The 25012-nt window shown below is 58.0% G+C and carries 20 protein-coding genes; 11 read left to right on the top strand and 9 right to left on the bottom strand.

Going from position 1 to position 25012, the window contains the following annotated elements; translation table 11 throughout:
- Positions 1-36 precede the first annotated feature (36 nt).
- The 3 genes from MCM46_03490 (at position 37) to MCM46_03480 (ending at position 4364) form a co-directional block, all read left to right on the top strand.
- On the top strand, positions 37-2790 hold the full coding sequence (locus tag MCM46_03490) for an FAD-binding oxidoreductase (GenBank protein MCG3110869.1): 2754 nt from the start codon (positions 37-39) through the stop codon (positions 2788-2790).
- Complete coding sequence (locus tag MCM46_03485; GenBank protein MCG3110868.1) at positions 2783-3154, top strand: DUF393 domain-containing protein; 372 nt, start codon at positions 2783-2785, stop codon at positions 3152-3154. The genes MCM46_03490 and MCM46_03485 overlap by 8 nt, the downstream gene beginning before the upstream one ends.
- A 130-nt stretch (positions 3155-3284) precedes the next feature.
- Positions 3285-4364: a PAS domain S-box protein gene (locus MCM46_03480; protein ID MCG3110867.1), complete on the top strand. Its 1080-nt coding sequence runs from the start codon at positions 3285-3287 to the stop codon at positions 4362-4364.
- A 12-nt stretch (positions 4365-4376) separates the two neighbouring features.
- Here the strand turns inward: MCM46_03480 and MCM46_03475 are convergent, their stop codons facing one another.
- Complete coding sequence (locus tag MCM46_03475) at positions 4377-5018, bottom strand: DUF4412 domain-containing protein (GenBank protein MCG3110866.1); 642 nt, start codon at positions 5016-5018, stop codon at positions 4377-4379.
- A 570-nt stretch (positions 5019-5588) separates the two neighbouring features.
- On the opposite strand from MCM46_03475, the gene MCM46_03470 reads away from it, so the two are divergent.
- From MCM46_03470 to MCM46_03455, 4 genes are all read left to right on the top strand, one after another.
- Positions 5589-6758 (top strand): hypothetical protein, encoded by a 1170-nt coding sequence (locus MCM46_03470; GenBank protein MCG3110865.1) that lies wholly within the window; start codon positions 5589-5591, stop codon positions 6756-6758.
- A gap of 160 nt (positions 6759-6918) precedes the next feature.
- Positions 6919-8343, top strand: a complete 1425-nt coding sequence (locus tag MCM46_03465; protein ID MCG3110864.1) for an aldehyde dehydrogenase family protein — start codon at positions 6919-6921, stop codon at positions 8341-8343.
- 73 nt (positions 8344-8416) lie between these two features.
- On the top strand, positions 8417-9829 hold the full coding sequence (gene pyk, locus MCM46_03460; GenBank protein ID MCG3110863.1) for a pyruvate kinase: 1413 nt from the start codon (positions 8417-8419) through the stop codon (positions 9827-9829).
- Positions 9830-9866: 37 nt separating this feature from the next.
- Positions 9867-10199, top strand: coding sequence for a hypothetical protein (locus tag MCM46_03455; GenBank protein ID MCG3110862.1), 333 nt, complete (start codon positions 9867-9869; stop codon positions 10197-10199).
- An 86-nt stretch (positions 10200-10285) separates the two neighbouring features.
- On the opposite strand, the gene MCM46_03450 is transcribed toward MCM46_03455, so the two are convergent.
- A complete protein-coding gene (locus MCM46_03450) occupies positions 10286-10486 on the bottom strand; it encodes a cold-shock protein (protein ID MCG3110861.1) in 201 nt (66 codons plus the stop codon).
- Positions 10487-10790: 304 nt separating this feature from the next.
- Here MCM46_03450 and MCM46_03445 point away from each other — a divergent pair, with 304 nt between their 5' ends.
- Positions 10791-11183 carry a CBS domain-containing protein gene (locus MCM46_03445; protein MCG3110860.1) on the top strand — a complete coding sequence of 131 codons (393 nt, stop codon included), beginning with the start codon at positions 10791-10793 and terminating at the stop codon, positions 11181-11183.
- Positions 11184-11259: 76 nt separating this feature from the next.
- On the opposite strand, the gene MCM46_03440 is transcribed toward MCM46_03445, so the two are convergent.
- From MCM46_03440 to MCM46_03425, 4 genes are all read right to left on the bottom strand, one after another.
- Positions 11260-12435 carry a carotenoid 1,2-hydratase gene (locus tag MCM46_03440; protein ID MCG3110859.1) on the bottom strand — a complete coding sequence of 392 codons (1176 nt, stop codon included), beginning with the start codon at positions 12433-12435 and terminating at the stop codon, positions 11260-11262.
- Positions 12428-14995, bottom strand: a complete 2568-nt coding sequence (locus tag MCM46_03435; protein MCG3110858.1) for an FtsX-like permease family protein — start codon at positions 14993-14995, stop codon at positions 12428-12430. Before MCM46_03435 ends, MCM46_03440 begins: the two co-directional genes overlap by 8 nt.
- Entirely contained in the window at positions 14995-15681 is a 687-nt protein-coding gene (locus MCM46_03430; GenBank protein ID MCG3110857.1) for an ABC transporter ATP-binding protein, read from the bottom strand. Before MCM46_03430 ends, MCM46_03435 begins: the two co-directional genes overlap by 1 nt.
- Positions 15682-15776: 95 nt before the next feature.
- Positions 15777-16493: an abortive infection system antitoxin AbiGi family protein gene (locus MCM46_03425; protein ID MCG3110856.1), complete on the bottom strand. Its 717-nt coding sequence runs from the start codon at positions 16491-16493 to the stop codon at positions 15777-15779.
- Positions 16494-16660: 167 nt separating this feature from the next.
- Between MCM46_03425 and MCM46_03420 the strand changes: the two genes are divergently transcribed.
- A complete protein-coding gene (locus MCM46_03420; GenBank protein ID MCG3110855.1) occupies positions 16661-17050 on the top strand; it encodes a hypothetical protein in 390 nt (129 codons plus the stop codon).
- Between the two features lie 42 nt (positions 17051-17092).
- On the opposite strand, the gene MCM46_03415 is transcribed toward MCM46_03420, so the two are convergent.
- On the bottom strand, positions 17093-17644 hold the full coding sequence (locus MCM46_03415) for a YIP1 family protein (protein MCG3110854.1): 552 nt from the start codon (positions 17642-17644) through the stop codon (positions 17093-17095).
- Between the two features lie 198 nt (positions 17645-17842).
- On the opposite strand from MCM46_03415, the gene MCM46_03410 reads away from it, so the two are divergent.
- Entirely contained in the window at positions 17843-18565 is a 723-nt protein-coding gene (locus MCM46_03410) for a DUF169 domain-containing protein (GenBank protein ID MCG3110853.1), read from the top strand.
- Between the two features lie 48 nt (positions 18566-18613).
- Here the strand turns inward: MCM46_03410 and MCM46_03405 are convergent, their stop codons facing one another.
- Positions 18614-20164 (bottom strand): diguanylate cyclase, encoded by a 1551-nt coding sequence (locus MCM46_03405; protein MCG3110852.1) that lies wholly within the window; start codon positions 20162-20164, stop codon positions 18614-18616.
- A 188-nt stretch (positions 20165-20352) separates the two neighbouring features.
- On the opposite strand from MCM46_03405, the gene MCM46_03400 reads away from it, so the two are divergent.
- Positions 20353-21810: a CUAEP/CCAEP-tail radical SAM protein gene (locus MCM46_03400; GenBank protein MCG3110851.1), complete on the top strand. Its 1458-nt coding sequence runs from the start codon at positions 20353-20355 to the stop codon at positions 21808-21810.
- Here the strand turns inward: MCM46_03400 and MCM46_03395 are convergent.
- Positions 21807-24734 (bottom strand): S8 family serine peptidase, encoded by a 2928-nt coding sequence (locus MCM46_03395; GenBank protein ID MCG3110850.1) that lies wholly within the window; start codon positions 24732-24734, stop codon positions 21807-21809. The genes MCM46_03400 and MCM46_03395 overlap by 4 nt on opposite strands.
- Positions 24735-25012: the final 278 nt, after the last annotated feature.

The raw sequence follows: 25012 nt of genomic DNA, 5'->3' as shown, positions 1-25012 counted from the left end.
GTTGTCAATGCCCCCCCCTACTGTTATAATCCCCTCATGCCGTTTACTCTGAAAGAGTTCGAGAAAACGTTAGGGAAAGAAAAAATCCTCTCCGACCCTCCCGCTATCACCGCCTATTCGATCGACGCCAGCATCTACAAGGTCGTTCCCCAAGCAGTGGCCGTCATCGAATCGCGGGAGGATCTTGAAAAAGTGCTCCACTATGCCAAGGAGCACCATGTCCCGCTGACCGCCCGGAGCGGCGGGACCAACCTCACCGGCAATGCGGTGGGGGAGGGGATCATCCTCGAATTCTCCCGTCTCAATAAGATTTTGGAAGTCAACGAGCAGGCCCGCTGGGCCCGGGTCCAGCCGGGGATCGTTTTCGCCGAGCTGAACAAGCGGCTGGCGAAGCGGGGGTGGATGTTCGCCCCCGATCCGTCGAGCGGCGACATGTGCAAGCTCGGGGGAATGCTCGGAAACAACGCCGCAGGACCCCACACGCTGAAATACGGCGCCACCCGCGACAACGTCCTGGAGATGGAAGTTCTTCTGTCGAATGGCAATTGGGTCACCGCCAAAGCGTACCGGCTCGATGATCCGCGCTTCCAGAAGCTCCTTGTCGAGAATCCCTTCTTGAGAGATCTGATCGAGCTGATCCGGCGGAACCGCGACCTGATCCAGTCGAAGCGGCCGAAGGTGTCGAAGAACTCCAGCGGGTACAACCTGTTCGATCTCGCCGACGGATTGGCGCGCGGCGTCTTCCCGCTCCACCAGCTCCTCATCGGAAGCGAGGGGACGCTGGGGCTGGCGGTCGAGGCGAAGATCAAGCTGGTTCCCAAACCGGCGGAAACGGCCACGGCCCTTATCTACTTTGACCGGCTTTCCGAGATCGGCGACGCGGTCAATGCCCTCCTCCCCCTGGCGCCGAGCGCTTTGGAGATGATGGACGCCAACTCGCTCGACCTCGTCGGCCGCGCCCGCTTCGGCATCCCGAAGGAGGCGGCGGCGATGTTGCTGGCGGAGTTCGACGCGTCGCCCCGGGCGAAGATGGAAGCGGTCCACCGGGCGATCACGCAGTATCATCTGAGCGCCCCCATGACCGAAGCGTTCGACCCCGAAAATCAGGCCGAGCTCTGGCGGGTCCGGAAGGCGATGTATCCGACCTTGTATAATTACGACGCCAAGAAGAAGCCGATCAACTTTGCCGACGATGTCGTTGTCGCCGCCGACCGGATTCCGGAGCTGATCGCCTATCTCGACCGGCTCTTTTCCGAGAAGGGGGTGGCGGTGGCGATCTACGGCCACATCGGCAACGGCAACGCCCACATCAATCCCTTGCTGAACGTGAACGATCCGGTCGACTTTGAAAAGATGGTCGCCCTCTCTCACGAGATCCATCAAACCGTCATCGACCGGTTCGGCGGCTCGCTCTGCGGGGAGCATGGCGACGGGCGGGTGCGGGCCGAGTTCGTCAAAGATCTCTACGGCCCGGAGCTTTATACCCTCTTCAAGCGGGTGAAGACCCTCTTCGATCCGAAATATCTCCTCAATCCCGGTGTGAAGATCAGCGAAACACCGTTCACCGAGAAGATCGATCTCGAACGGCTCGCCAAACAGTGCGCCACCTGCGGGAAGTGCAACTCGGTCTGCCCGGTCTACGACGTCGCCGGGGAGGAGTCGAATGCCGCGCGAGGGTGGTTCCACATCGTGACGGCGCCCGATTACACCTACGAGAAGTCGTCCCGCGTCGTGGAAGCGTGCGTCAACTGCAAATCGTGTCGGACCGTCTGCCCCGCCGGAATCGACGTCTCGGAGCTGATTTTAAAGAAACGGGAAGAACATCCGAACCGGGTGGCGGGAATGGCCTTCCGGCTCCAATCAAAGCGCTCATTATTCGAGGGCCTGCTGAAGCTGGCCGCCTGGACGCAGCCGATCTGGGACAACCGGATCGGCCGATTCTTCATCGAGCATTTGACCCGGCCGGTCCTGAGGGGGCTGGCCCCAACGGCACGGATTCCGTCCGACATGACCTTGCCGAAGTTGGCGAAGCGGCATTTGCGCGAGCGTTATCCCGCGCTGATCGAGTCCAATAGTCCGATCGCCTATTTCCACGGCTGCGCCGCCGACTACTTCGACGACGGCGTTGGGGATGCGGTGATCGAGGTGCTCAAAAAAAACGGGGTGGAGGCGGCGCTCCCGCCGCAGCGCTGCTCCGGAACGCCGATTCAGACCTACGGCTGGATCGATCAGGTCCGGGAGAACGCCCGGTTCAACATCGCCTCCCTCGAACGGTTTGAGAAGGTGATCACCGGCTGCGCCTCCTGCACCTTCATGTTGAAAGACTATGAGAGCATTCTCCCTCCCGACGAACAAGAGGAGGCGAAGCGCCTCGCGGCGAAGGTGGTCCATATCTCGGAATTCCTGGCCGGCACGGTTCCGGTAAAAGAGAGGCCGTCTTCATCCGGAAAAAAGAAAAAAGTCACTTATCATTCTTCCTGTCATCTCCGGGCGGCAGGCGTCAGTAAGCCGCCGCGGGATCTTCTCCGTCGAAATCCGAATTTCGAGTTCGTCGAGATGGCCGACGCCGACCGCTGCGCCGGCGGCGCGGGAACGTTCTGCGTCAAAAATCCGAAACAGTCGGCGGCGATCTTCGAGCGGAAGCGGCGCGGGATTGAGGAGAGCGGGGCGGAGATCGTCGCCACCTCCTGTCCCGCTTGTATAATCCAGCTGCAGAACGGTCTGAAGGGAAAGGTGGAGGTGAAGCACATCGCCCAATTGATGAACGAAGAGGAAAAGCCGAATGGGTGAAACAACGTCTTCCCGCAACGTTCTCATCTACGATGCCGAGTGCCGGCTTTGCGTCTCTTCAAAAGAGTGGGTCGAGCGATGGGATCGGCGGCGCCGGATCTCCTTCCTTCCGTTTCAAACGGCCGAAGCAAAGGAACAGCTCCCCGATCTGGCGGGGATGGCCTGCATGGATGCGATGCGCTTTATCGATGCGCAAGGAAAGGTCACCTCCGGAGTGGACGCTTTCCGGAGAATGCTTCCCCTCCTCCCCTTTGGACGGCCTCTCTCCCTCCTTTTTTACCTTCCGGGGGTCCCCCGGCTGGCGGCCGTGATCTACCATCATGTCGCCGAGAACCGCTATCGTTGGTTCGGCCGGGCCCATTGAGAAAATTCCCTGCCAAAGAATTGCCTGAATAAACAGAGGCTTCGCTCTCTCCGCGCGATGTGGCCCGCCGTTTGACGGTCCCTCTCTCTTACGGTATCGTTTAAATAGCTCGATCGCCGAAAAGGTCGCCATGTTTGCGCAACTTTTTACCCCAACTCAGTATTTCTTCAACGTTTATGCGATTCCGATGTTCGCGGCGGCTGCCGCGACGTTTTTATTCGGAGCGGCTGTCCTGATCCATGAGCGGGGAAGCAGGATCGGCCGGCTTTTTTTCTACATGACCTTCATGGGGGGTGTTTGGCTTTTCTCCTTTTCCTGGATGTACTCCGCCGTCGCGGAGGAGGTCGCCCTGGTTTGGGCGAAGGCCGGATATCTGGCGGTGACGTTTCTCCCTTCCCTCATTTATGACTTCTCCATCGTTTCCCTTCACCTGGAATATCAGCGGCGAGTTTGGAGACGAATCAGCTGGTCTTTCTCCGCGCTCTTTGCGCTGGCGGTTCTTTTGTCCGATCTCCTTGTCGGAGGAGTCTATGCCTATTGGTGGGGTTATTATCCCAAGGTGGCTTGGCTGAGCATCCCTTTTCTGCTCTTTTTCTTCGGGATCATGTTTTTGAGCCTTTGGGAATATGACGGTCAATTTCGCAATGCGGTCCCGAGCGTCCATCGGGAGCGGACCAAATCTTTTCTGAAAGCGTTTGGGGTCGGCTATTTCGCCTCATTCGATTTCCTGGCGAATTATGGCGTTCCGCTTTATCCCTTCGGTTATATCCCGATCTTCATTTTTTTCCTGATCATGGCCAAAACAATCCGCCGGTACCGGTTGATCGATATGTCGCCCGGTCTTGCCGCCGGTCAGACCGTCTCGCCGACGGCCGACCTTCTCATCGTCTGCGATGCGGAAGGGACGATTCAACGTGTGAATCGGACGACCTGTGCGACGCTCGGCTACTCGGAAAGAGAGCTGATCGGAAAACCGGTCGGCTCCCTCGTGTGGCGCTCTTCCGGACTGGAAGAACGGATTCAGGCGGTCATCAGGGGAATCTCATTGGGGGATGAGAAGATACTTTTCTGCGGGAGAGAAGGGGGAACGGTTGAGCTTCGCGTCTCCTTCTCCCCATTAGGGGACAGGGAGTTTCTCCCGACCGGCGTGGTGATTATCGGACGGGATCTATCGGAGGGTGACGCGATCGAGACGCCGGTGCGGCAGTAACCCGGTGGAGGTCTAAGGCCCGGGCGTTTTTGGCGCGGGGGGACCGGCGGGCGCGTTGGATGGGGCGGTGATTTTCTTGTAGTCGGAAGGGACCTCGAAGAGGGCGGGGTCGAGCTTTTGAACCTGGATGTTCGCCAGCTGGACCAGAACATGCTCGCCTTCTCTGAAGAACTCTTGGCGGATCGGGGCGTTGTTCAGGTCGATCGCCTCCCAGGCGAACCCGATCCGTTTGTTTCCCTCTTTGTCTCTCCAGGTCATCTTAAATTTATTGGTCGGACGGCCTGCCACGTTTTCCTTCGCAACGAAGACCTTCTCGATTTTTACACCCGATTTCGGCGAGAAAGGATCGACCGGGTTTTCCCCGCCGACCGTCTCCACGTACATCTTCTCATTCGGCATCAGCATCCAGAAAACCGGCGGCCGTTTATCTCCCCGCGAGATGTGGACGACGCTTCTCCCGGCGTTGTTGATCTCCACCCGAAGCTGTTTTTGTCTGGAGTAGACCTTGGCCGGAAAGATCTGGGCGTTCTCTCCGATCTCTCCCAAGCTGATGGTGATGTACTGATCGGCAATAAAGTCGGCCCGCGTGGCCCCGGCGGCCAGAACGAGAACGACAATCAGAAATAAGCCGATGATCTTCCGCGGATGGTTCATTCTTTTCTCTCCTCAGGCGGGTAACCTACCATCTTTTTTTTCAAAAGGCAACGGGCGGGCTGATCGTCATTCCCGCGCAAGCGGGAATCCAGAGCGTCTTTCCAATCCCCACATTAAGCGCACACTCATTTAAAATTATATTCTTAAGTAAGAATGTCCAAGAATTTTATTGGCATTTGGATGGGAGATGCATCATTACCAACGGCGGCAACACCGTCGCTGTGATCTACACCTCGACAGGTGGTGTTCAAATTGATGAAGGCAACAACGGCTCTATCGATGATAGCTTCGCCAGCTGCGACGATGCGGAAGCGGAAGGAATTTGTACTGGGACCGAAGTGTAAGTAGTTTATATTTTAGCGGCGCCCCGGTGAAAGCCGGGGCGCTTTTTTTTGTTTCGAGCCGAATTTTATTAAGTAGTATAGCGTGAAGAAACGCATTGACAACGCGCATCCATCAATCGTATATTTTCAGCCGTTGAGTCGAAGAAAGTGCTCCCATGTGTTTGACCCTACCAATCGAACAGACGTAAATTGGAGACGAGAGATGTGTATCCTTAGGAAAAACGGCATGGCATTTGGAGTGTTGGTTTCATTGGCACTTCTGATTCACGGCTGCGGATCGGGAGGGGGTGGAGGAGGGGGCAATGCCCCGGCCGGGACCGCGGCGCAATCCGCCAGCGCCGCTTCGAAGGCGATCGTCAGCGCGCTGGGAGTGGCTACGGATCCCGGCGGCGATGGCGACATCGCTAAAGCCGCTTTAAACCGAAAGGCGGCGTCAATTCTAAGCAATGAAGCTCAGGTCCGACAGGCGTTGGATGATTTTAAGGCGTCGGTGGCTCTCCGGCGGCAGAAGACGCTTCGGGACACCACCGACTCAGGCGATCTGCCGTGTCCCGACGGAGGAATGCAAAGAATCCGAACGGATGACAACAACACGCCGGACGATGAGTCCGATGATTCTTTTACCGCGAACTTTGTCAACTGCTCCGGAAGCGATGGGGATTCTACCCTTTTTTTTAACGGTTCAATGCGCCTCACGTTCACGAATGGCGGTCAGGAATTTACATTGACTTTTAATCGGTTTACCAGACGCGTCACGGAACCTTCGGGCACCTTTGAAACCTTCAACAATGGGACGGTCTCTTTCTCCGGCAGAGAAGTCGAATGCGGAAATTCTTCCTTCCTGGAGATGACCTTTACGATGGATATGAACGGTACGGCCAAGGTCGATCTGGAAAACAACGGAACTTTTGAAGTCAATGAGTCATTTTCATTGAACGACTTCGTCATGGTCTTGGCGGAGACGCATGTGCCGGAACCCGACTGCACGCCGGGTGCGACGATCTTTACAATGAACGGCAACTCGACCTTCACCAATCGCCTGAATCGAGCTGACAACATCACCGCCACATTCACCCATTTTGCGATGGTGGTCACACCGGCGACAAGAACGCTTGAGGGCATCGATCGAGAGGGAGAGACCCTCTCCTTCGATGGAACCATCGCAATCTCGTCCGATTGCGTCGACGGGACATTCACCTTCACCACCCCGGTCGGAGAAGAGCCCTTTATTCCCCTTGACGCTTCCTGCCCGGTCGACGGAAAAATCCTGGTTAACCGAGGCGGCGTTACCACGGCGGTGATATACACCTCCACGGGGGTCCAGATTGATGAAGGGGGCGACGGCTCCGCCGAGCAGACCTTCGACGATTGCGAGGCGGCGGAGGCTTGCGTTTAGCCTGATCGGTTTTGTACTTTGGGCGCCCCGGCGAAAGCCGGGGCGCTTTTTTTGTCTCCTTCACTGATACTATTTTCCTTCATGCCGTACCGTTCCTTATAAGTCATTGATTCCTCACCGCGATTTTAGTATCATCAGAAAAACAGATCGGAGGGGAACCATGATTCCGGAACATCCGTTTTGGATCGCGGGGAAGTGGCGCAAATCGGCGGAGAAGGTGGAGGTCGTCAATCCATACAACAACCAGCCGATCGGGGTGACGTATTCGGCCTCGGCGGAGGATGTGGAGATCGCCCTCGCTTCAGCGACGCATGCTTTTCAAGAAATGCGGCGGATGCCGGCCTTTCGCCGGGGGGAGATCCTCCATCAGATTTCGGAGGGGTTAAAGGCGCGCCGGGAGGAGGTCGCCCGGACAATGACATTGGAATCGGGGAAACCGATTGCCGACGCCCGCGGCGAGGTCAACCGCGCCGTCAGCACCTTTCAGATCGCCTCCGAGGAGGCGAAGCGGATGGAGGGGGAGTTCCTTCCGCTCGATCTGATGCCGGGATCGGAAGGAAGGGTCGGCATCACGCGACGATTTCCGATCGGTCCCATCGTCGGCATCTCGCCGTTTAACTTTCCCCTCAATCTTGTCGCCCACAAAATCGCCCCGGCGCTCGCCGCGGGGAATACGATTCTGCTGAAGCCGGCCCCGAAGACGCCGCTGACCGCGCTGCTCCTGGCGGAGATCATCGCGTCGGTGGGAGTTCCCGACGGGGCGGTCAGCGTCTTTCTCTGCGGGAATGAGCTGGCCGAAAAGATGGTTCTCGATCCGCGGGTTAAGATGCTCAGCTTCACCGGGAGCGCCGCGGTCGGTTGGATGCTAAAAGAGAAGGCGAACAAGAAACGGGTTGTCCTGGAATTGGGGGGGAACGCCGGGGTCATTATCCACTCCGATGCCGATCTCGATTATGCCGCCAAACGCTGCGCGATCGGCGGGTTCTCCTATGCCGGCCAGGTCTGCATTTCGGTCCAACGGATTTTTGTTCAGGAGCAGATCTACTCCCGCTTCTCGAGTCTTTTTGCCGAGCAGGTGAAGGGGTTGCAGGTCGGCGATCCGACCGACGAGAAGACGGCGATGGGGCCGATGATCGACCTCAAGGCGGCGGAGCGCGCCGAACGCTGGATTCAGGAGGCGGTCTCGCAGGGGGCGAAGATCCTGACCGGCGGAAAACGATCGGGGACACTGCTGGAGCCGACCGTGTTGACCGAAACGACGCCCCAGATGCAGGTGAACTGCCAGGAGGTCTTCGCGCCGATTGTGACGATGGCCCCCTACCGAAAGCTGGAAGAGGCGATCGCCCGGATCAATCAATCCCCCTATGGATTACAGGCCGGCCTCTTTGTGAGGGACATCAAAGAGACCTTCCATGCTTTCGAAGAGATCGAAGTGGGCGGCCTGATCGTCAACGACGTCCCCACCTACCGGGTCGATCACATGCCTTACGGCGGCCTCAAGGAGTCGGGGGTCGGCCGCGAAGGGGTTCGTTACGCCATCGAGGAGATGACCGACCTGAAGCTGATGGCCCTGAATCTTAAATGAAGGAGGAAGGGCGCGGGGAGAGAAGAAAGAGCGCGACAATCTCATTCGACGATTCCGCCCTGAATAATCTATCGTGACAACGCCAAGACGCGCCAAAATTGTTTGCACCCTCGGGCCCGCGACCGCATCCGAGGAGATGATCTCCCGCCTGATCGGCGCCGGAGCCGATGTGATCCGGCTGAACTTTTCTCACGGTCTTCATGAAGAACATGGGGCGGCGATCCGGCACATTCGACGGATCTCGGAGAAGAAGGGGAAGCCGGTTGCCATCCTTCAAGACCTTCAGGGGCCGAAGGTTCGCGTCGGCGCCTTAAAAGAGAAGTCGATTCAACTCAAACGGGGGAAACTTCTGACGATCTTGCCGAGGCCGATCCCGGGAACGGAAGAAGCGATTTCCACGACCCATCCGGAGTTACACAAAAAGGTCCGGCCGGGCGATGCCATCATGATGAACGACGGCGCGATCGAGCTTCGCGTCCTCAGGATCGAGGATGAAAAGATCATTTGCCGTGTTATCGGCGGGGGAACGCTTCAGGCTTACAAGGGAATCAATGTGCCGGGCCGGGATTTGGGCTTTCCCTCTCTCACCGCCAAGGACCGCGCCGATCTCAAATTCGGTCTTGCGCATGGGGTTGACTTTGTCGCCCTCTCCATGGTCCGGCGGGCCGAGGATCTCCTGACGATCAAGCGGTTGATCCTGCGGGAGAAGAAAGATGTTCCGGTGATCGCCAAGCTGGAGCAGGCGATGGCGATCGACCATCTGGATGAAATTATGAAGGTGGCCGATGGGGTGATGGTGGCGCGCGGGGATTTGGGGGTGGAGATTCCGCTGGAGCAGGTGCCGTTGCTTCAAAAGGAGATTATCAAGAAGGCGAACGATGCGCAGATTCCGGTGATCACGGCGACGCAGATGCTGGAGTCGATGGTCGAACGGCCCCGCCCGACCCGCGCCGAAGCGTCCGATGTGGCCAATGCGATCATCGACGGGACCGATGCGGTGATGCTCTCGGCGGAGACCGCGGCGGGGAACTATCCGGTGGAGTCGGTCAAGACGATGGCCCGGATCATCGTTGCCGCCGAAAGACGGGCGCCGGTGATGGACCGCCGTCTTCAGCAAGGACTCTCCGTGGCGCGGGCGGTCAGCTCCGCGGCCTGCCAGCTCGCCTGGCAGATGAGCGCGAAGGCGATCGTCACCTCCACCCTCACCGGAGGGGCGGCCCTTCGCCTTTCCAAATACCGGCCGACGAATCCGATCCTTGCTTTTACCCCCCATCCCGAGATCGAGCGCCGGATGAGCCTCTACTGGGGGGTCACGCCGCGTCGAATGCCGCTGCTGAAAAATACCGATGACATCTTCAAGGAGTTTATCCACGCCGTCACCCAGAGCAAAGAGGTGAAGCGGGGAGATCTGTTGGTGATGGTTTCGAAATCTCCCTGGGTCGGCTCGACGATCAATGATCTAATCAAGGTCCATCAAATCGAATAAGAGGACTCCCATCACTCCGTTTGAAGTTCAAAAGAAATTGAATGAGGTTTCCTGTCCCGCCTGCGGAGAAGCCAAGTTTCAGGTCGCGCACGTGGAAGGAAACCCGGAGGAAGCGCACTTCGAAGCGGTCTGCCGGCCGTGCGGCTTGAAGATGCGGGTCGTGGTGATTCCCCGGGGGGTGATCGAAGAGATTGAAGCGATGGCGCCGCCGGAAGAACGGCAGGTCCTCGAAGCCAAATGTCCTTACTGCAGCGGCATCGGGGCCCGATTCGATTTCCGCTGCCACCTGGAGAGCGGCGTCGATTACGACGTGGTCACCTGCCGTCACTGCCGCCGGGCGTACAAAGAGCCGGTTGCCCCCGCCGCGTAGAGGGCGATGAAGAATCAAACAGGATAGAATAAAACAAAAAGCCCCAAGGTTTTGCCTTGGGGCTTTTTGTTTGCTAATCGGAGTGATTAGGCTTTTGACACGTTCGCCGCCTGTGGTCCTTTCGCGCCAGTAGTGACCTCAAATGTCACTTCCTGTCCTTCTTCGAGAGACTTGAAACCTTCTCCCTGAATGGCAGTGAAGTGAACGAAGATGTCGTTACCATCTTCCTGGGTGATGAAACCATAACCTTTGCTGGCGTTGAACCACTTTACACGACCTTTTGGCATTTTACGAACTCCTCCTTGATTTGGTGATGACCGGGCTTACTACCCGTCGATAGCAAATATTTTGCTTGAGCGACAAGCCAACCGTCGGGTCGGATCATCACGGCCTTGCAAAAACATTTGCGTTGGCTGGATTCTATAATAAGCCCGGAAAACGTGTCAAGCATTTTTTTGTCGTGTTATTGGCATCCGGTCTATCCCCGCTCCAAAATGGGTGGAGGATGATTTCGATCCCCCTTTTTGACAATCTTTCTCGTCTACGGTATCTTTAGATACCGTTTCCGAACGCAAGAAAAGGAGGACGACGATGGTGCCGGTGAAGATGGTGATGTCCAAGAAAATTCTTAAGGTCCGACGGGGAACGAAGATAAAAAAGGTCGCCGAATTGATGCGAGACAAGCGGGTCGGAAGCATTCTCGTCTCCGACGGGAACAACAGTTACGCCGGGATCGTCACCGATGCCGACGTGGTTCGACGCTTGGTGGCCGACGGTCTCGATCCGGAGACCACGCCGGTGGAGAAGGTGATGACCACCCCTCTTCTCGCGATCGAAGCCGACCGCTCGGTCGTCGACGCAAACGATATCATGGATCAAGAGCACATCCGCCATCTCGGCGTCATCGAGAATGGAAAAATCATCGGTGTCCTTTCGGTGAGAGATCTGCTGAGACACGTTTATGGCGGGTGGGGATTCGTGTGATTGCGGGTAGGGGCAGACCGATGTGTCTGCCCTCTCCTGCCAGGGCGCACACATCGGTGCGCCCCTACGATTCATTTCACTTATTGAACGGCTCGGCGTAGCCGGTCATCTCGATATAACCTTTCCCCTCGATCGACTTCCCCTCCTTTGTTCCCTGAAAGCGACTGGCCCCTTCCCAATAGGCGACGCGGGTGCTCTTCGACGTGATCAGCTCTTGGTCCTCCAGGAGCGGCTCCGATTCGAGGGTCAGCCTTTCGGAGGGGATCGCAATCCGCCAGGCCACCGGATACTCCCCGCCGCTCTTCTTGCTCGTCCAATTCCGCAGCGGCGTGAGGGTGAATGCGTCAGCGGGGAGGTGCCGGGCCGTTCCGTCGGGCTCAATGATCGTCCCGCCGGAGAAGGGATCTTTCCCCCCCTCGATCGTCCGAATTTGATAGAGCATCACCTCTCGCTCATCTTCAAGCTGGATCGAGAACCAATCCCATCCGACCTGATTTTTATTCAGCATGCTGCTGCTGAATTCGTGATCCATCCAACTCAATCCCGAAACCGACTGCGTCTTCCCATTGATCGAAAGGGACCCCTGCGTCTGAAGCCGGGTAAAGGAGAGGTAGTGCGAGGCCTGTCCCGGTTCGCCCCCTTTCCGGCTTATTCCGTCGGTTCCATGGATGACGAGCGGCTTGTCCGAAGTGAGGAGAAGATCGATTTTCCATCCGGAGCGATCGGATTCCGCTTCCTCTTCTGCCTGAAGGTGGATGGTTCCATCCGGATCTTGAGCCGCCCGCCATCGATCGATCCAAACTTCCAATCGATCCTGCTTCGCGCCCGCTTTTCCGATCGCCTCCCGGCTGATTTTGTCGGTGTGATAGAACCGCTTTTCTTCGACGTCGGTCAAGGCGAAGTGGGCGAAGTAGAGATCCCGAATCGCCCACCGGGAGGGGTTCTTCTCCGTCTGAGGCGAATCGACCCCGCGCCGAAAGAAGGTCAGCTCATAGCCGTACGCCTTGCCGTCCGCCGTGAGATTGCCGGTGAAGTACCACCACTCCGTTTTAAAGTTCGGATGCGCGCCGTGATCCCTCGGAAAGGAGAAGCGATAGCCCGGCGCGGCTGCCTCGAATGGCCTAGAAGAAAGAGCGGCCACCTGCCGCTCCGCCGCATCGGAAGCGGCCAGGAAGAAAAGAAGGAGAATCCAGATGGTAGGGGCGTATCGCAATACGCCCTTACCGATTTTTGGAAGAACCCCGCTATTCATACGAAATCGCCTCCGTGACCTCCAGTCGCGCCGCCTTGCGCGCCGGGAAATATCCGGCGAGCAGCGCCGTTACGGTCGCCAGCAAGAAGGAGTGGACGATGACGGAAGGAGGATAATGATAAAGAAGGGTCCAGCCGAACGACTGTTTGTTGATGACGAAGATCAGGAGGAGCGAGAGGAAGAAGGCGCAGAAGAGGGAGAGAATGTTCCCGATCACCCCCATATAGAAGGCCTCGATCAAGACGACCTGAACCACCTGGCGGCGGGAGGCGCCGACCGCCCGCAAGATTCCGATCTCCCGCTGCCGCTCCAGGATCGAGACAAAAAGGGTGTTCGTGATCCCGAGCAGCGCGACCACGACCGCAATCCATTCCAGCGCATAGGTGACGAGAAAGGTTTGATCGAAAATCCGCAAGATCTCATTTTTAAAATTGACCTGCGTGATGAAGGCCAGCCCCGATTCCGCCCCCGCGCGCTGGACCAATTCCTGACGGACCGCATCGGGGGAGAATCCCTTTTCCAGATAGACGGCGATGACGTTGAGCCGGTCGTCTTTCCAGAATTTCTGAAGAAGCGAGCGGTCGATGACCATTTTGCCGCCGTCGGTGCTGTATTCATAGAAGACGCCGGCGATTTCCAGCGGGACCGGCCCTTCGGGGGAAGGGACCTCGATCGTCTCGCCTTCGCGCAGGCCGAAGCGGTTGGCGAAGACTTCGGAGAGGAGAACCTTTCCTTCGCGAACGGCCCGTTGAATGACTTCATCCGAATCGCCCGAACGGAAGAGATACCGGCTGTGCGCCGCGTGGATCGCCAGATCGCGTCCGACCAGCAGCGCCGGCTCCTCCCGAAAGAGAAGTCGCAGAGAGCGGTAGCCGTCGACCGCTTCGACCCCGGCCGTTTGACGCACCGTCGAGATCAGATCATCGGGAAGGGTCTCTTCCGATTCATTGGAGAGAAGCGAGACGGGGGCGCCGATGATATCGGCTTTGATCGTCTGGTCGATCCAGAGGACGACGGTGTTGCGGAAGCTCTCGATCATGATGACGACGCTGATCATCATCGCCAGCGCTCCCATGAAGGCGGCGATCGTCGGCGCATTCCGCCGGATCGCCTGCTCCAAATGGCCGCGCGCCAGCCGCCAGGAGGGGGGGAGGTGCTCCAGCAGCGGCGCGATCAAATGGGAGAAGAAGAGGAGGCCGGGCGGGACGAGCATCGAGAAGGTGATCAGGAGAAAAGCGGCGGAGAGATAGCCGGCCGCGGGGAGATCCCAGTGGGAGGGGACCCGCGAGAGAAGGGCGGCGGTCAGGCCGAGGAGAGAGGCGGCGATCAAGAACTTCGCCACCGAAGGGGGCTGTTGGGAGGCATAGATCCCCTCCATCGCCTCCCGCGGCCGGAGCCGGCCGGCTTGCAGCGCGGGGAGGAGGGAGGAGAGGGCCGAGACGATGATCCCGATGCCGATCCCCTCCCAAAAGATCGACGGGGGGAGGGAAAAGGGGGAAGGGGGGATTGGGACATAAATCGCGCTGACCGTCCGGGCGACGAGCCGCAAGACCCCCTGTGCGAGAAAAGCGCCGATGAGCACCCCCCCGAGCCCCCCGAGGGTTCCCAGCAAAATTCCCTCCCATAAGAAAAGAAGAAAGATCCGGAGGCGTGTGACGCCGAGGGAGCGGAGAATGCCGATCTCTTTCCGCCGGTGAACGACCGAGACAAGCAGCGTATTGTAGATCAAAAAGATCCCGACAAAAAGGGAGATGGCCGAGAGGGCGGTCAGATTCAACTGAAAGGCGAAGAGCATCTTCTCCACCTGCTCGCTCCGCCGCTCGGGACGGCGCAGCGAAAGCCCCGGTCCGATCCGCTCGGCCAAGGAGGGGATGATCTCGCTCAGCGGGGTCTGCGCGTCGGTGATCAGATCGATCCGGTCGAGTGTTCCGAGCTTGCCGAGGCGCCACTGCGCGGAGGCAATGTCCATGACGGCGATATTCCCCCCCTCCGCTTCGGCGAGCCCGCGCCCTTTCAGGAGACCAACGACGCGAAGGGAGAGGAGGCGATTGCCGTCACGAACGGAGATCGCATCCCCGATCTGAATCCGATGGCGGGCGGCGAAAGGCGCCGTCAGCAGCACCGCATCGGGTTCCATCAATTCGGTAAAGAAGGTTTCCGGCTCACTTTCGTTGAGGCCGCTGCTGATCTCATACTGGCGGAAGGGACCTTCCTGGAGGAGATCGACCCCCATCAAGAAGAGGATCTCTCCCTGTGTCGAGGGGGGAGCGGTCATGGGGAGGGGGGCCTGGATGATCGGCGCGACCGATCGGACGTTCGGGGTTTCTCGAATCTCGGCGATGATTGTTTCATCGAAAGGGCCGGCGCGGCCGACGACCTCGAGCGTGGTGTTTCCGGCGACCGCATCGACCGAGTGGCGATAGGCGCTCAAGACGCTCTGGTTCGCGATCCGGATCGAGATGAAGACCGAGATGCCGAGAGCGACCCCGATCAGTGTCAGCCAAGCCCGCCGCTCGCGGAAGAGATGGCGGAAGGAGATCCACTCGAACAGAACGCGCATCAGTATTTCCTTTCGATCCGGTCTATCCGATCCACCCGCCCGTCTTTGAGGTGGATGATCTGATCGGCGTAAGGAACGGCCTGCGGGCTATGGGTGGCGAGGAGCAGGGTGACCCCGGCGCGGGCGCGGGAGGAGAGAAGCTTGAGGACCTCTTCCCCATTTTCAGAATCGAGGTTCCCGGTCGGCTCGTCGGCGAGGAGGATCTGCGGGGAAACGACATCGGCGCGCGCGATCGCCACCCGCTGCATCTCCCCGCCGGAGAGGGCGCTCGGCCGGTGATCGAGCCGATTTCCCAATCCAACTGAAATGAGGGCCGCCGTGGCGCGCCGCTTTGCCTCTTCCGGACGATCGCCCCGGAGCAGTAGGGGAAGGGCGACATTTTCCAGCGCATTGAGCATCGGAAGGAGATTGAAGAACTGAAAAATCATCCCGATCTCCGTCCGGCGAAGCCGGGTCCAGTCGGCATCGGTGAAACCGCGCGTCGGCCGGCCGGCAATCATGAGGTCGCCGGAAGATGGCTGGTCGAGCCCCCCGATCAGGTTGAGCAGCGTCGACTTTCCGCACCCGCTCGGCCCCATCAGTAAGGAGAAGGAGCCTTTCTCGATTTGCAAGGTGATCTCCTTGAGCGCGGCGACCGGGTGAACCGGGTGAGGGTAGGTCTTGTTGACCGATTTTAGCTCAATCACACGTATCCCTTGAGGAAGTAATGAATGCCACGCATCAGGTTAACATAACAAATGAGGAGGGTAAAGATAGGAATCGATAGCGGAGCTCCGGCGGGTTACTCCACGAACGTAATCTGGCCGATATATTTCGGCAGATCTTCCCGGAGCCGAGGGGCGTATGATTCGGGGAGGATGATCCGGCGGATGTCTTGAAGCGTAAAGTGGAGGTTGCCGAGGATTCGCCATTCCCGCTCCATGTAGAAGTGTTCGGGATCGTCCTCCGGCTTTGACGCATCAAAAAACTTCAGGAAGCTGAAGATATGGTAATCGAGAAAATCTTTGATGGAGAAGAGGCGTTTTATCCGGTCGGGAGAATCGGGTTTCTCGGGGGTGTTGCGCAGTTCCTCAAAAAGAGCATGGTATTGCTGGATGGTTTGGTCGAAGCGCTCGGCCAGGGTAAACCGATCGGTTCGCCCCTTGTCGCGCGAGAGTGCATTTTTGGCAATGTAGAAAACCGGATTGGCCCCCTGCTTCACCAGGAACGACTTTAAAAAGGAGAGGCCGAACCGGCTGAATTTTTGAATGTGGATATCGAGCTCGCCGATCGGAATATCGGAGAAGGAGATGATCTGCGGATAATACATCTCGTTCTCGCTGATTCGCGCGTCGGTGTTGACGGTGAGCCGGCCGGAGATGGCCGGATCGTGCGGCGGGTGGGTCAGCCAGCCGGAGGTGATAATCTGGATCAAGAGCTTGTACTGATCGGCTTCGGTGTGATCCCTTCCGACGAAGTGGGTCATCTCGCTGGAAACATACCGTTGTCTTGTTGCCATCGGTGTTTTGAAATCCTTTCCTGAAATGAAAACGTGCTCTCCTCTCTTTTTAGAATATCCAAAGCGGTCGATTATGGCAAGCCGCACCTCTTTCCTATTGACAGGGGGAGGCCGCGCATTGTTCAATGCGGGGTTCAAAGAATCAAAGGTATGGAGGGTGGAATTCAATGAAACAAAGGTTTGTTTTCGTTCTGTTGTTATTATCGTTCTTTTCGGTCCGGCCGGCGGCTGCAAAGACGCTGATTCTGAGCGGGGCGCCGGATATTCAGACGAAGAGCACGGTGGAGGAATCGGTCCGGATTGAGATGGACAGCGTGAAAAAAAAGAATCATCGGGTGATCATCATCAAAGACGGGGATGAGTTCTATTGGGAGAGCCGCGAAAAGAGAAAGCTGATCCGTTCGATCCAGGGTCCTTTCACCCTCTTTATCGACCCGACGGGGGGAGGGTATATCAAGGTGGCTCCTTCGGAGGGGAAGATGATTTACATGGAGCACCTCAGCCAGGGATTGAACACCTTCACCTATTGGGGAGTGGTGGAACATTTCGAGCCGTGAAACGAATCCCTCAGTTGGTTTTGACGTTGATCGGATTCGGATCTATCCCGGTGCGACCGTTTCACCTGCTCCCGGAGACGGCTGTTGCATCATGCTCAATACAAAAACCAGGATCACCATCTGGACAATCCATCCGATGGCAACCACCGAAATGGCGCGGATCGTGCTCTGATAGTCGAGGGCCTGACGAGCCGCCAGCACCATCGCGACGAACATCCAGATCGCGGCGACGAAGAAGACGATCTCGGCCATCCCCGGAAAGATTCCCAGCACCCGAATCAGGCCGGGCGCGCTGGCAAAACCGATGGTCCGGAGCAGCTCTCCCAAATCGGACCGCGTTTGCGGCTCCGGGAGAAGCTTGACCCCGATCAGATAGATTAATGCCGCCCAAATGAACCATCCGATCAAAGCGGCGGCGGCGCCGAATAAAATCTGCGCCGGTCCGCGTCCGACGGCGCCGATCCCGGCCGCCAGTCCGGAGAAGAAGACGACCCCGAGCGCCTGAGACAATGTGTTTTTATCGGCTTCGACCTCCTCATAGAGGTTCCGATCCAGCTTCGCGGCGCGAAAGATTCGATCCATTACTGTGGTCATGATCCCTCCCTCATGTAAAGGTAAGAACATCACTTCAGGTGATGAGGTGCGGAGATGCTTCTTCCATCATAAGGGATTTGCATCGAGCGAGGCAAGCCGCGCCCGACATCAGAGTGGACTTGAGCATGGAGCCTCCGTATAATATGGCGACAGATGAAAATGGATCGCGTCCAACCTATTGCTGAAGGAGCGTAAAAAATGACCGGATATGCCTCGTTGGCCCAAACGTTGACCACTCTTCTCGGATTAGACCGGCCGCCGGTGGCGGCGGCGCCGGTGGAAGCCGTCCCGAAAGGGATTCCGATTTTTGAAGGGGTTTCTCCCTCCTCTTGCGCTTTTTGGCGCCAGGCGGAGAAAGAGCTTTTCGCCGCGAACGATGCAGATCATATGAATTGCCCGATCGGGGCGATGGTGATGGGGTTTGATCTGACCTCCGAGGCGAAAGAGGGGCTCCAGCGCGGGCTCTCGATGATGTGCGAGGTCGGGTATGTGAAGCCCGAAGAGGCGGGAGAGATTCCCGCTTTGGCGAAGAAGGGAAAGGCGATGTTGTACGGGCCGCTTTCTAACTTCCCGGTCGTGCCGGAGGTGGTGGTGATCTGGCTTCAGCCGGCCCAGGCGATGCTCCTGCGGGAGGCGACCGGGGATGCCGAGTGGAAGAGCGATGTCTCCTCCAAGATCTTCGGCCGGCCCGCCTGCGCGGCGCTGGCGGTGGCCTCTCAGGGGGCGGCGGTTTCTCTCTCCTTCGGCTGCAGCGGCATGCGGACCTTCACCGGCGTGGAGCCGGCCTACATGCTCGCCGCCCTGTCGGGCCGCCTGCTCGAGAAACTCGAGCCGCAGCTCCAGCGGACGCACAAGGCGAATTGCGCGATGCAGGCGTTCTACGATCAGCAGAAAAGCTATTTTCCGTTTCAAAAGAAATGAGAACTCGGGAGAGATTTTCCGTTTGGTCGAACCGGAGGGAGACGGTCCCTATTTTTTGGGGGGGCGGGAGGGTTTGATCGCTTTGGGCTTGCCGAGAAGATAGCCTTGGGCAAGGTAGATGCCGAGTTCGCGGACGACCTCCAGTTCCTCCTCCGTCTCGATCCCCTCCGCAACCATCCCGACCGTCACATATTCCTGCAGGGCGGCGATCAAATTCTTTAAAAACTTTCTGAATTTCTTGGAGGAGACCGCCTGGAGTGTCGTCATTCGATCGATTTTAATGTAATCGGGCATCAGCTGCGCGACAAAGGGCAAGGAGATAAAGCCGGCCCCAAAATCATCGATTGCGAACTTAAAGCCCTTCCCCCGCCACTTGTCGGCCATCTGAAGATGTTTTTCGACGCTATGGAGGGCCTCCGCTTCCGAGATCTCTAAAATGACGTCGACGCCGGGGGGCTTCGGCACCGAATCCATCCGGCTGAGAATATCCGAATCGATATTCACGAACAGCCTTTCGATTTTATGCTCTTCGGCGGCCTTGAGCTGGGTGGAAAAACAGATCCGTTTCAATTCGTTCAGCTGTCCGATCGTGTGATATCTTCTGAAGAGATCGAAGACATTCAGCTTCCCTTTCGGGTCCCGGGTGAGCGCTTCAGAACCGATCACCTGTTTCGTTCGCAGATCGATGATCGGTTGGAACACCACCTTGATCGCCGTTTCATTGAGAGGGTAACCCTCGTCGCCGATGTGAATTTTCTCCCCCCCTTTCTTGGCGATATAGAGGGCGCGATCGGCGAGATGAATCAGCTTGTCGAGATTATCTCCATGATCGGGATAGAGAGAGACGCCGATGCTCAGATCGAGGGAGACGGCCGCTTTTTTCCCGATTTTCCGGATCCCTTTTCGAATGCGATCCGCGGCGATGAGGACCCCTTCCCGCGTCGCTTTCGAGAGGACCACGACGATCTCATCGCCTCCCCAGCGGAAGATTAAATCGGTTCCCCGGGTCGACTGTCTCATGTCGGCGGCGACCGCTTTTAATATTTCATCTCCCAGCTGCCGTCCCTTGGCTTCGTTGAGGCTTTTGAAATCGTCCAGGTCGCAGAGCATAAAGGCCAGGGCATGTTTGCCACGGTCCGCACGGATGATCTCTTCTTCCGCTCGGTGATCGAAATAGCGGCGGTTGTAAAGCCCGGTGAGGGTGTCGCGCATCGCCTCCGATTTGATCTGCTCCATGAGAGAGCGAATCTGGCGATTCTGGCGAATCATGTTTTGCACAAGCCGCCAGAGGAGCTTGGCCTCCGCCCCGCTGAACAGCTCGGCCGATTTATTTTTGTGCCCCAGGATAAAGGCCGGCATATCGGGATCGCCGGTCACTTCCAAAATCAGATCGACATCCGGCCGGGTGATGAGATCAAGGAGACGGATGGTGGAGGGAATGCCGAGCCGTTTGGCCTCCTGCATCCCGGGAGCGTCTTGGTTCGTATCGGCAATGCCGGAAATTTGGATGTCGGGGATCTCGGAGAAGCACTGCAGCAGCGCCAGGCCCCCTCTTCCCGCTCCGATAATCGCGATCCGGATGACTGTTTCTTCCGACATGTGATTTAATATACCACCCCGGTAAAATTTGACAAGGAAGGGGAGCGGGGAGCGTCTTATAAAAGGCGCGGTTTCGAACAGGAAGCGCCGCCGAACCCCAGATCCGGGTAAAAGAACCTGATTGCCCGGAGAAGGGGAAGCCTCTATAATAAGCTTTCCAACGTCACGGGAGGTCGGAAGAGAGGGTCATGAAGAAGCGGGGGGAGATTTTACTCATTTCTTGTTATGAGCTGGGACACCAGCCGGTGGGGATCGCCATGCCGCTGGGATTTCTCGCGCGGGCCGGTTATCTTCCCGACGCGGTCGATCTCTCGGTCGATAAACTCGATCCCGAAAAGGTCGCGCGCGCCCGGTTTGTCGGCATTTCCGTCCCGATGCACACGGCGCTCCGGATCGGCGCGCGGGTGTTGGAGCGGGTTCGGGCGATCAATTCGTCTTGCCACGTCGCTTTCTTCGGCCTCTACGCCTCGCTCAATGAAGACTACCTTCTGAAGAACGGAGCTGATTCGGTGATCGGCGGCGAATATGAGGGGCCGCTGCTGGCGCTGATCGACCGGCTCGCCGCGGGGCGGGCCGATTCATCCGATGCGATTGGCGGGGTCAGCCGGGGGGAGGAGCGGCAAGCGCCGCTGCGCGCGCATTTGTCCTTTGCGGTTCCCGACCGCGAGGCGCTGCCGCCTCTGGCGAAGTATGCGCATCTTGAAGAAAACGGCGTCCGCCGGACGGCCGGCTCCGTCGAGGCGAGCCGGGGCTGCCGCCATCTCTGCCGCCACTGCCCAATCCCGCCGGTGTATGAGGGGCGGTTTTTTCTGGTGCCCTATGAGACCGTTCTGGCGGACATACGAAGCCTCGTTCGGCTTGGGACGACGCACATCACTTTCGGAGATCCCGATTTTCTCAACGGCCCGAACCACTCGCTCCGGATCGTCCGGGCGATGCATGCGGCCTTTCCGGAGATCACGTTCGATTTCACGGCCAAGGTGGAGCACCTTCTAAAGCATCGCGCCCTCATTCCGGAATTTGCAGCGCTCGGCTGCCGATTCATCATCTCGGCGGCGGAGTCCTTGAGCGACACGGTCCTGACCCATCTTGCGAAGAATCACACCCGGGCCGATATTCTGGAAGCGTTGAAGATTGTCCGAGCGGCGGGGATTGCCCTTCGTCCGTCGCTGGTCCCGTTTACCCCTTGGACGACGCTTGATGATACCGTCGCGTTGTTCGATTTCGTCGAAGAGGAGGGATTGGTCGACCACCTCGATCCGGTCCAATTTACGATCCGTCTTCTGGTGCCTCCCGGTTCTCTCTTCCTGAATGAATTGAGCATGGCCCCTCATCTGGGGCCGCTCATTCAGGAGTCATTTACTTATCAGTGGACCCATCCCGATCCGAGGATGGATCTGCTTCAAAAGGAAATGAGCCGCGTGGTCGAGGAAGGGACGAAGGGGGAAGAGGACCCGATGACGATATTTTATCGGCTGAAGGAGCGGGCGGTCGCCGCGAAGGAAGGACGGTTACATCGAGAGATCGACGTGGCGGTCGATCCGAACCGTCCGAAGCCGCCGCGCCTCACCGAGCCGTGGTTTTGCTGTGCGGAGCCGACGGAGAATCAGTTCGCGGTTCTGGATGATTCCGAGAAAATCATTTAGGCGCGTCGCCGGTCTCGTTTTAGAAGGACAACACTAAACATCAATGCCCCCGCCAGTAAGATCCCTCCCGAAAGCCGCGGATATTCCAGGGTAAAGACCACCGGCGTCAGGGCGAGCCGGGTCGCCCCTTTGAGCAGGGGACGCCGGGCGATGAACCGGGCCGCGTCGGGACTCCAGACATAGTAGAAGTCAACGAAAGTCTTCCCCAAGGCCGACGGCATCAACACCTCATCCCGAAATGTTCTGAGGGTTTGGACGTGAGTGTCCAGATAGCTTCCATACGCCGCCGTGGCGATGAAACAGCCGCGGCCGTCATCCGAGGCCGATGCGGTGACGGTGACCGATGTCATGGCTTCCGCGTTCTTTCCCCGTTGATCGACCGCGATCACTTTCGCCGTGTAGGCGCCGCCGGAGGTATATTCCCGGCTGACCGTCGGGATGGTGGTGATCGCGTCGGTGGCGCCGTCACCGTCGAAGTCCCAGAGGTATTCGGCGATGCTGTCCTCCGGATCGGGATCGGAGGCCGCTGCCGTGAAGGTGACGGTCGTCTCATCGATCGGGCCGGCGCTGAGGCTGACGGTGGGGGGCTGGTCGGACTCCAGCGCGCTGAAGGCATTGAGGAGGCTGGCCTTCCCATGGCCCCAGATGTTGTTGGGGAGGTCCGTACCGGTCAAGACATCCTGCGTGGCGGTATTCTGTAAAAGCGGCCGGGGAAAGTTGGTCGGATCGGCTTGAAGGATCAGGGCGACGGCTCCGGTCACCATGGGAGCCGACACACTTGTTCCACCCTCAATTCGATGTCGCCCATCGGACGCGAGTCTTTCAGGTAAGCAGTTGGAGGCGGGACAGTCGGCTGAAGCTGTAGACATGACGAAACTGGGTGCCGTCACATCAGGTTTGATCCGGCCATCTCTCGTCGGGCCATTGGAGGAGAAAACGAAGACTCGGCCGAAGTCTATGAAGGCCGGCATGTATTGTTGAGTCCCGGCTGGACTGTCCCAACGGAACTTGATGGGGTGAGCGCCTACAGTGATCGCGCCGTATGAGGAGCCCGGGGTTGCGACTGTTCCGGCGACCGACAGATCTGGATATCTCGGAACATGATCTCTGAAAAAGATCTCTCCAAGATCGGAGAGAGCCCATGCGTCCCACTTTCCACTCCCTCTGTTTTCCCTTCTTTGTAGCGTTACCGACCAAACGAATGTGCCGCTTCCCCGACCGCTGAAGAATACCGAGCTATTCTTATCTCCATTTGGAGGAGAGGAAGTGGCATTGAATATCCGGACGATTGATCCGTCGATAATGGCGGAGCGGGTGGCTCCATCGTCGGCGGAAAGCTGTGTTCCATTCGGCGCACTGACCGTGATCGTATAGGCATCCCCGCTGTCGTACCAGAAATTAATCCCAATATCGGTACAATCAGGTGAATGGCAGTTGGAGAGATCTACGGCCAAGGTGTCCGATGCGTTAGCAGCAATCGTTCCTTCGGCATGAATCGGAAAGAACCGTTCATTTCCCGCCGAAGCGACGATGACTTGGCCGGGTCCGACCGAACTCTGGACGACCTGGTCGAGTAGGCCGGTTCCATCAAGCGGGCCACCGTGATTGCCCAGGCTCAAATTTGCCACCACCGGTTGATTCAGCGCCTTGGCTTTTGCTGCAAGATAAGCGATCCCATCGATGATGCCGGTGCCCTCAGAGAATCCTTCCTCCTCTCCCTCTTTCAACTTAATGACAATCAAATCAGCTTTCGGCGCTACCCCTCTGTATTTTCCGGGCGGCTCCTGCCCATTCGTTGCCGATCCATCTCCGGCCGCGATTCCCGCTACGTGTGTTCCGTGTCCAAGTCTGTCGGCGCTGCGGACCCGTCGGTTCGCTGGATCCCCTAGAACACAATCTCCTGCATTAAGAGCGGCATCGATCTGGGCGGCGGTATACTCCACGCCGTAGTCGTTGGCGGTATTGCCATCATTTCCAACGTCGACCGCCAACTCTCCATCCCGATCCGGGGTTAGGTTTTGGTCCCAAAGGAAGCGGATACGCGAGCCTCCTGTCGTATCGTCGATAAAATCGCCATGGCACCAGTTGATTCCCGAGTCGAGCACCCCGACGATTACCCCCTGGCCTTCCAGGCCGATTCTGTGAAGAGGTTGCGCGCCGATGCCCAAGGGAACACCTCTGGTTTGATCATTATGAAGGATCAATCGGAAAATCCCGGCTCTTCCCATTTTTTCGGAGACGACGATGAAGAAGGTTCCAGTCGTTGGAAAAGTGAATGTCAGTTGGGCGTCGGAGCCGGGTCCGGAATTATCATCCGTGGCGAGGGTGGTATTGCACTCACTATCCTGGCAAATTGCCAAGACAGGATCAAATGTGCCCTCCTGACCTGCGCCAGCGTGCATCGAGATCGTCAAGGATTGTCCGGCTTGAGCGTCAAATGGAAGGGGGATAGGATCGCCAGCGTCCAGAATGCCGCCAGCTCCGGAAGAGGCGGCGATGGCGATATCGTTGTGGCGCTTAAGACGGACGGCCGGTTCGATGTAGCGGACCGCTTGGTTCTCCGCCACCGCTTCCAGTGCCTCGGGGGTGACCGTGGCGCTTGCCACGTTGCCGATCCGGCTCCGAAGGACGAGACCGGGGATCGAAGAGAGGTCGGCCTCGCCGGAGAACCCGATCAAGACGTCGATGGTCGCCGCTTCCTTTTCCTCGAGCTTCATGGAGAGCGATTTCTGAAGTTTGGGTCGCTCCGAAGGAGGGGTGAGAAGGAACCGCTGCAGCCGGGGGTCGAGGGTCGCCCGTTTTTTCTCGGCGACATCGGTTGTCTCCGCCGTTGCGACGAGACTGACCGCCAACAATGCCGCCAGAAAAAGGCCCACCCTAAACCGCTTAAGGTTCCAGAAGAAAAGGATCGAAATATTTTTCACCGGCTCCCGTTTTCCTCCCCGTGTTGCTCGCCTTACGGTGCGCTGGTCGGGGTGGGATATCTATATCGTATACCGTAGGGCCATTTCAAGGAAAAAGACGAAACGGGACCTTTTAGAAGGTGGATTTGCTTCCTGACAAACCTCCTGCAAGTAGATGGGGGGGCGGCGAACCTATTTTACCGGTTTATCCTATCGTCCCTCGGGAAGTTCCTCAGCGACATCTCAGTCCAATTTTCCCTTAATGTCAGCTTTTTGATAACGGGAGATCACACTATGGA

It is taken from the genome of Candidatus Manganitrophus morganii (assembly GCA_021651055.1).
Classification (GTDB): domain Bacteria; phylum Nitrospirota; class Nitrospiria; order SBBL01; family Manganitrophaceae; genus Manganitrophus; species Manganitrophus morganii.
The sequence above is the reverse complement of the archived record's forward strand: the minus strand, read 5'-3'. Positions and strand labels throughout refer to the sequence as shown.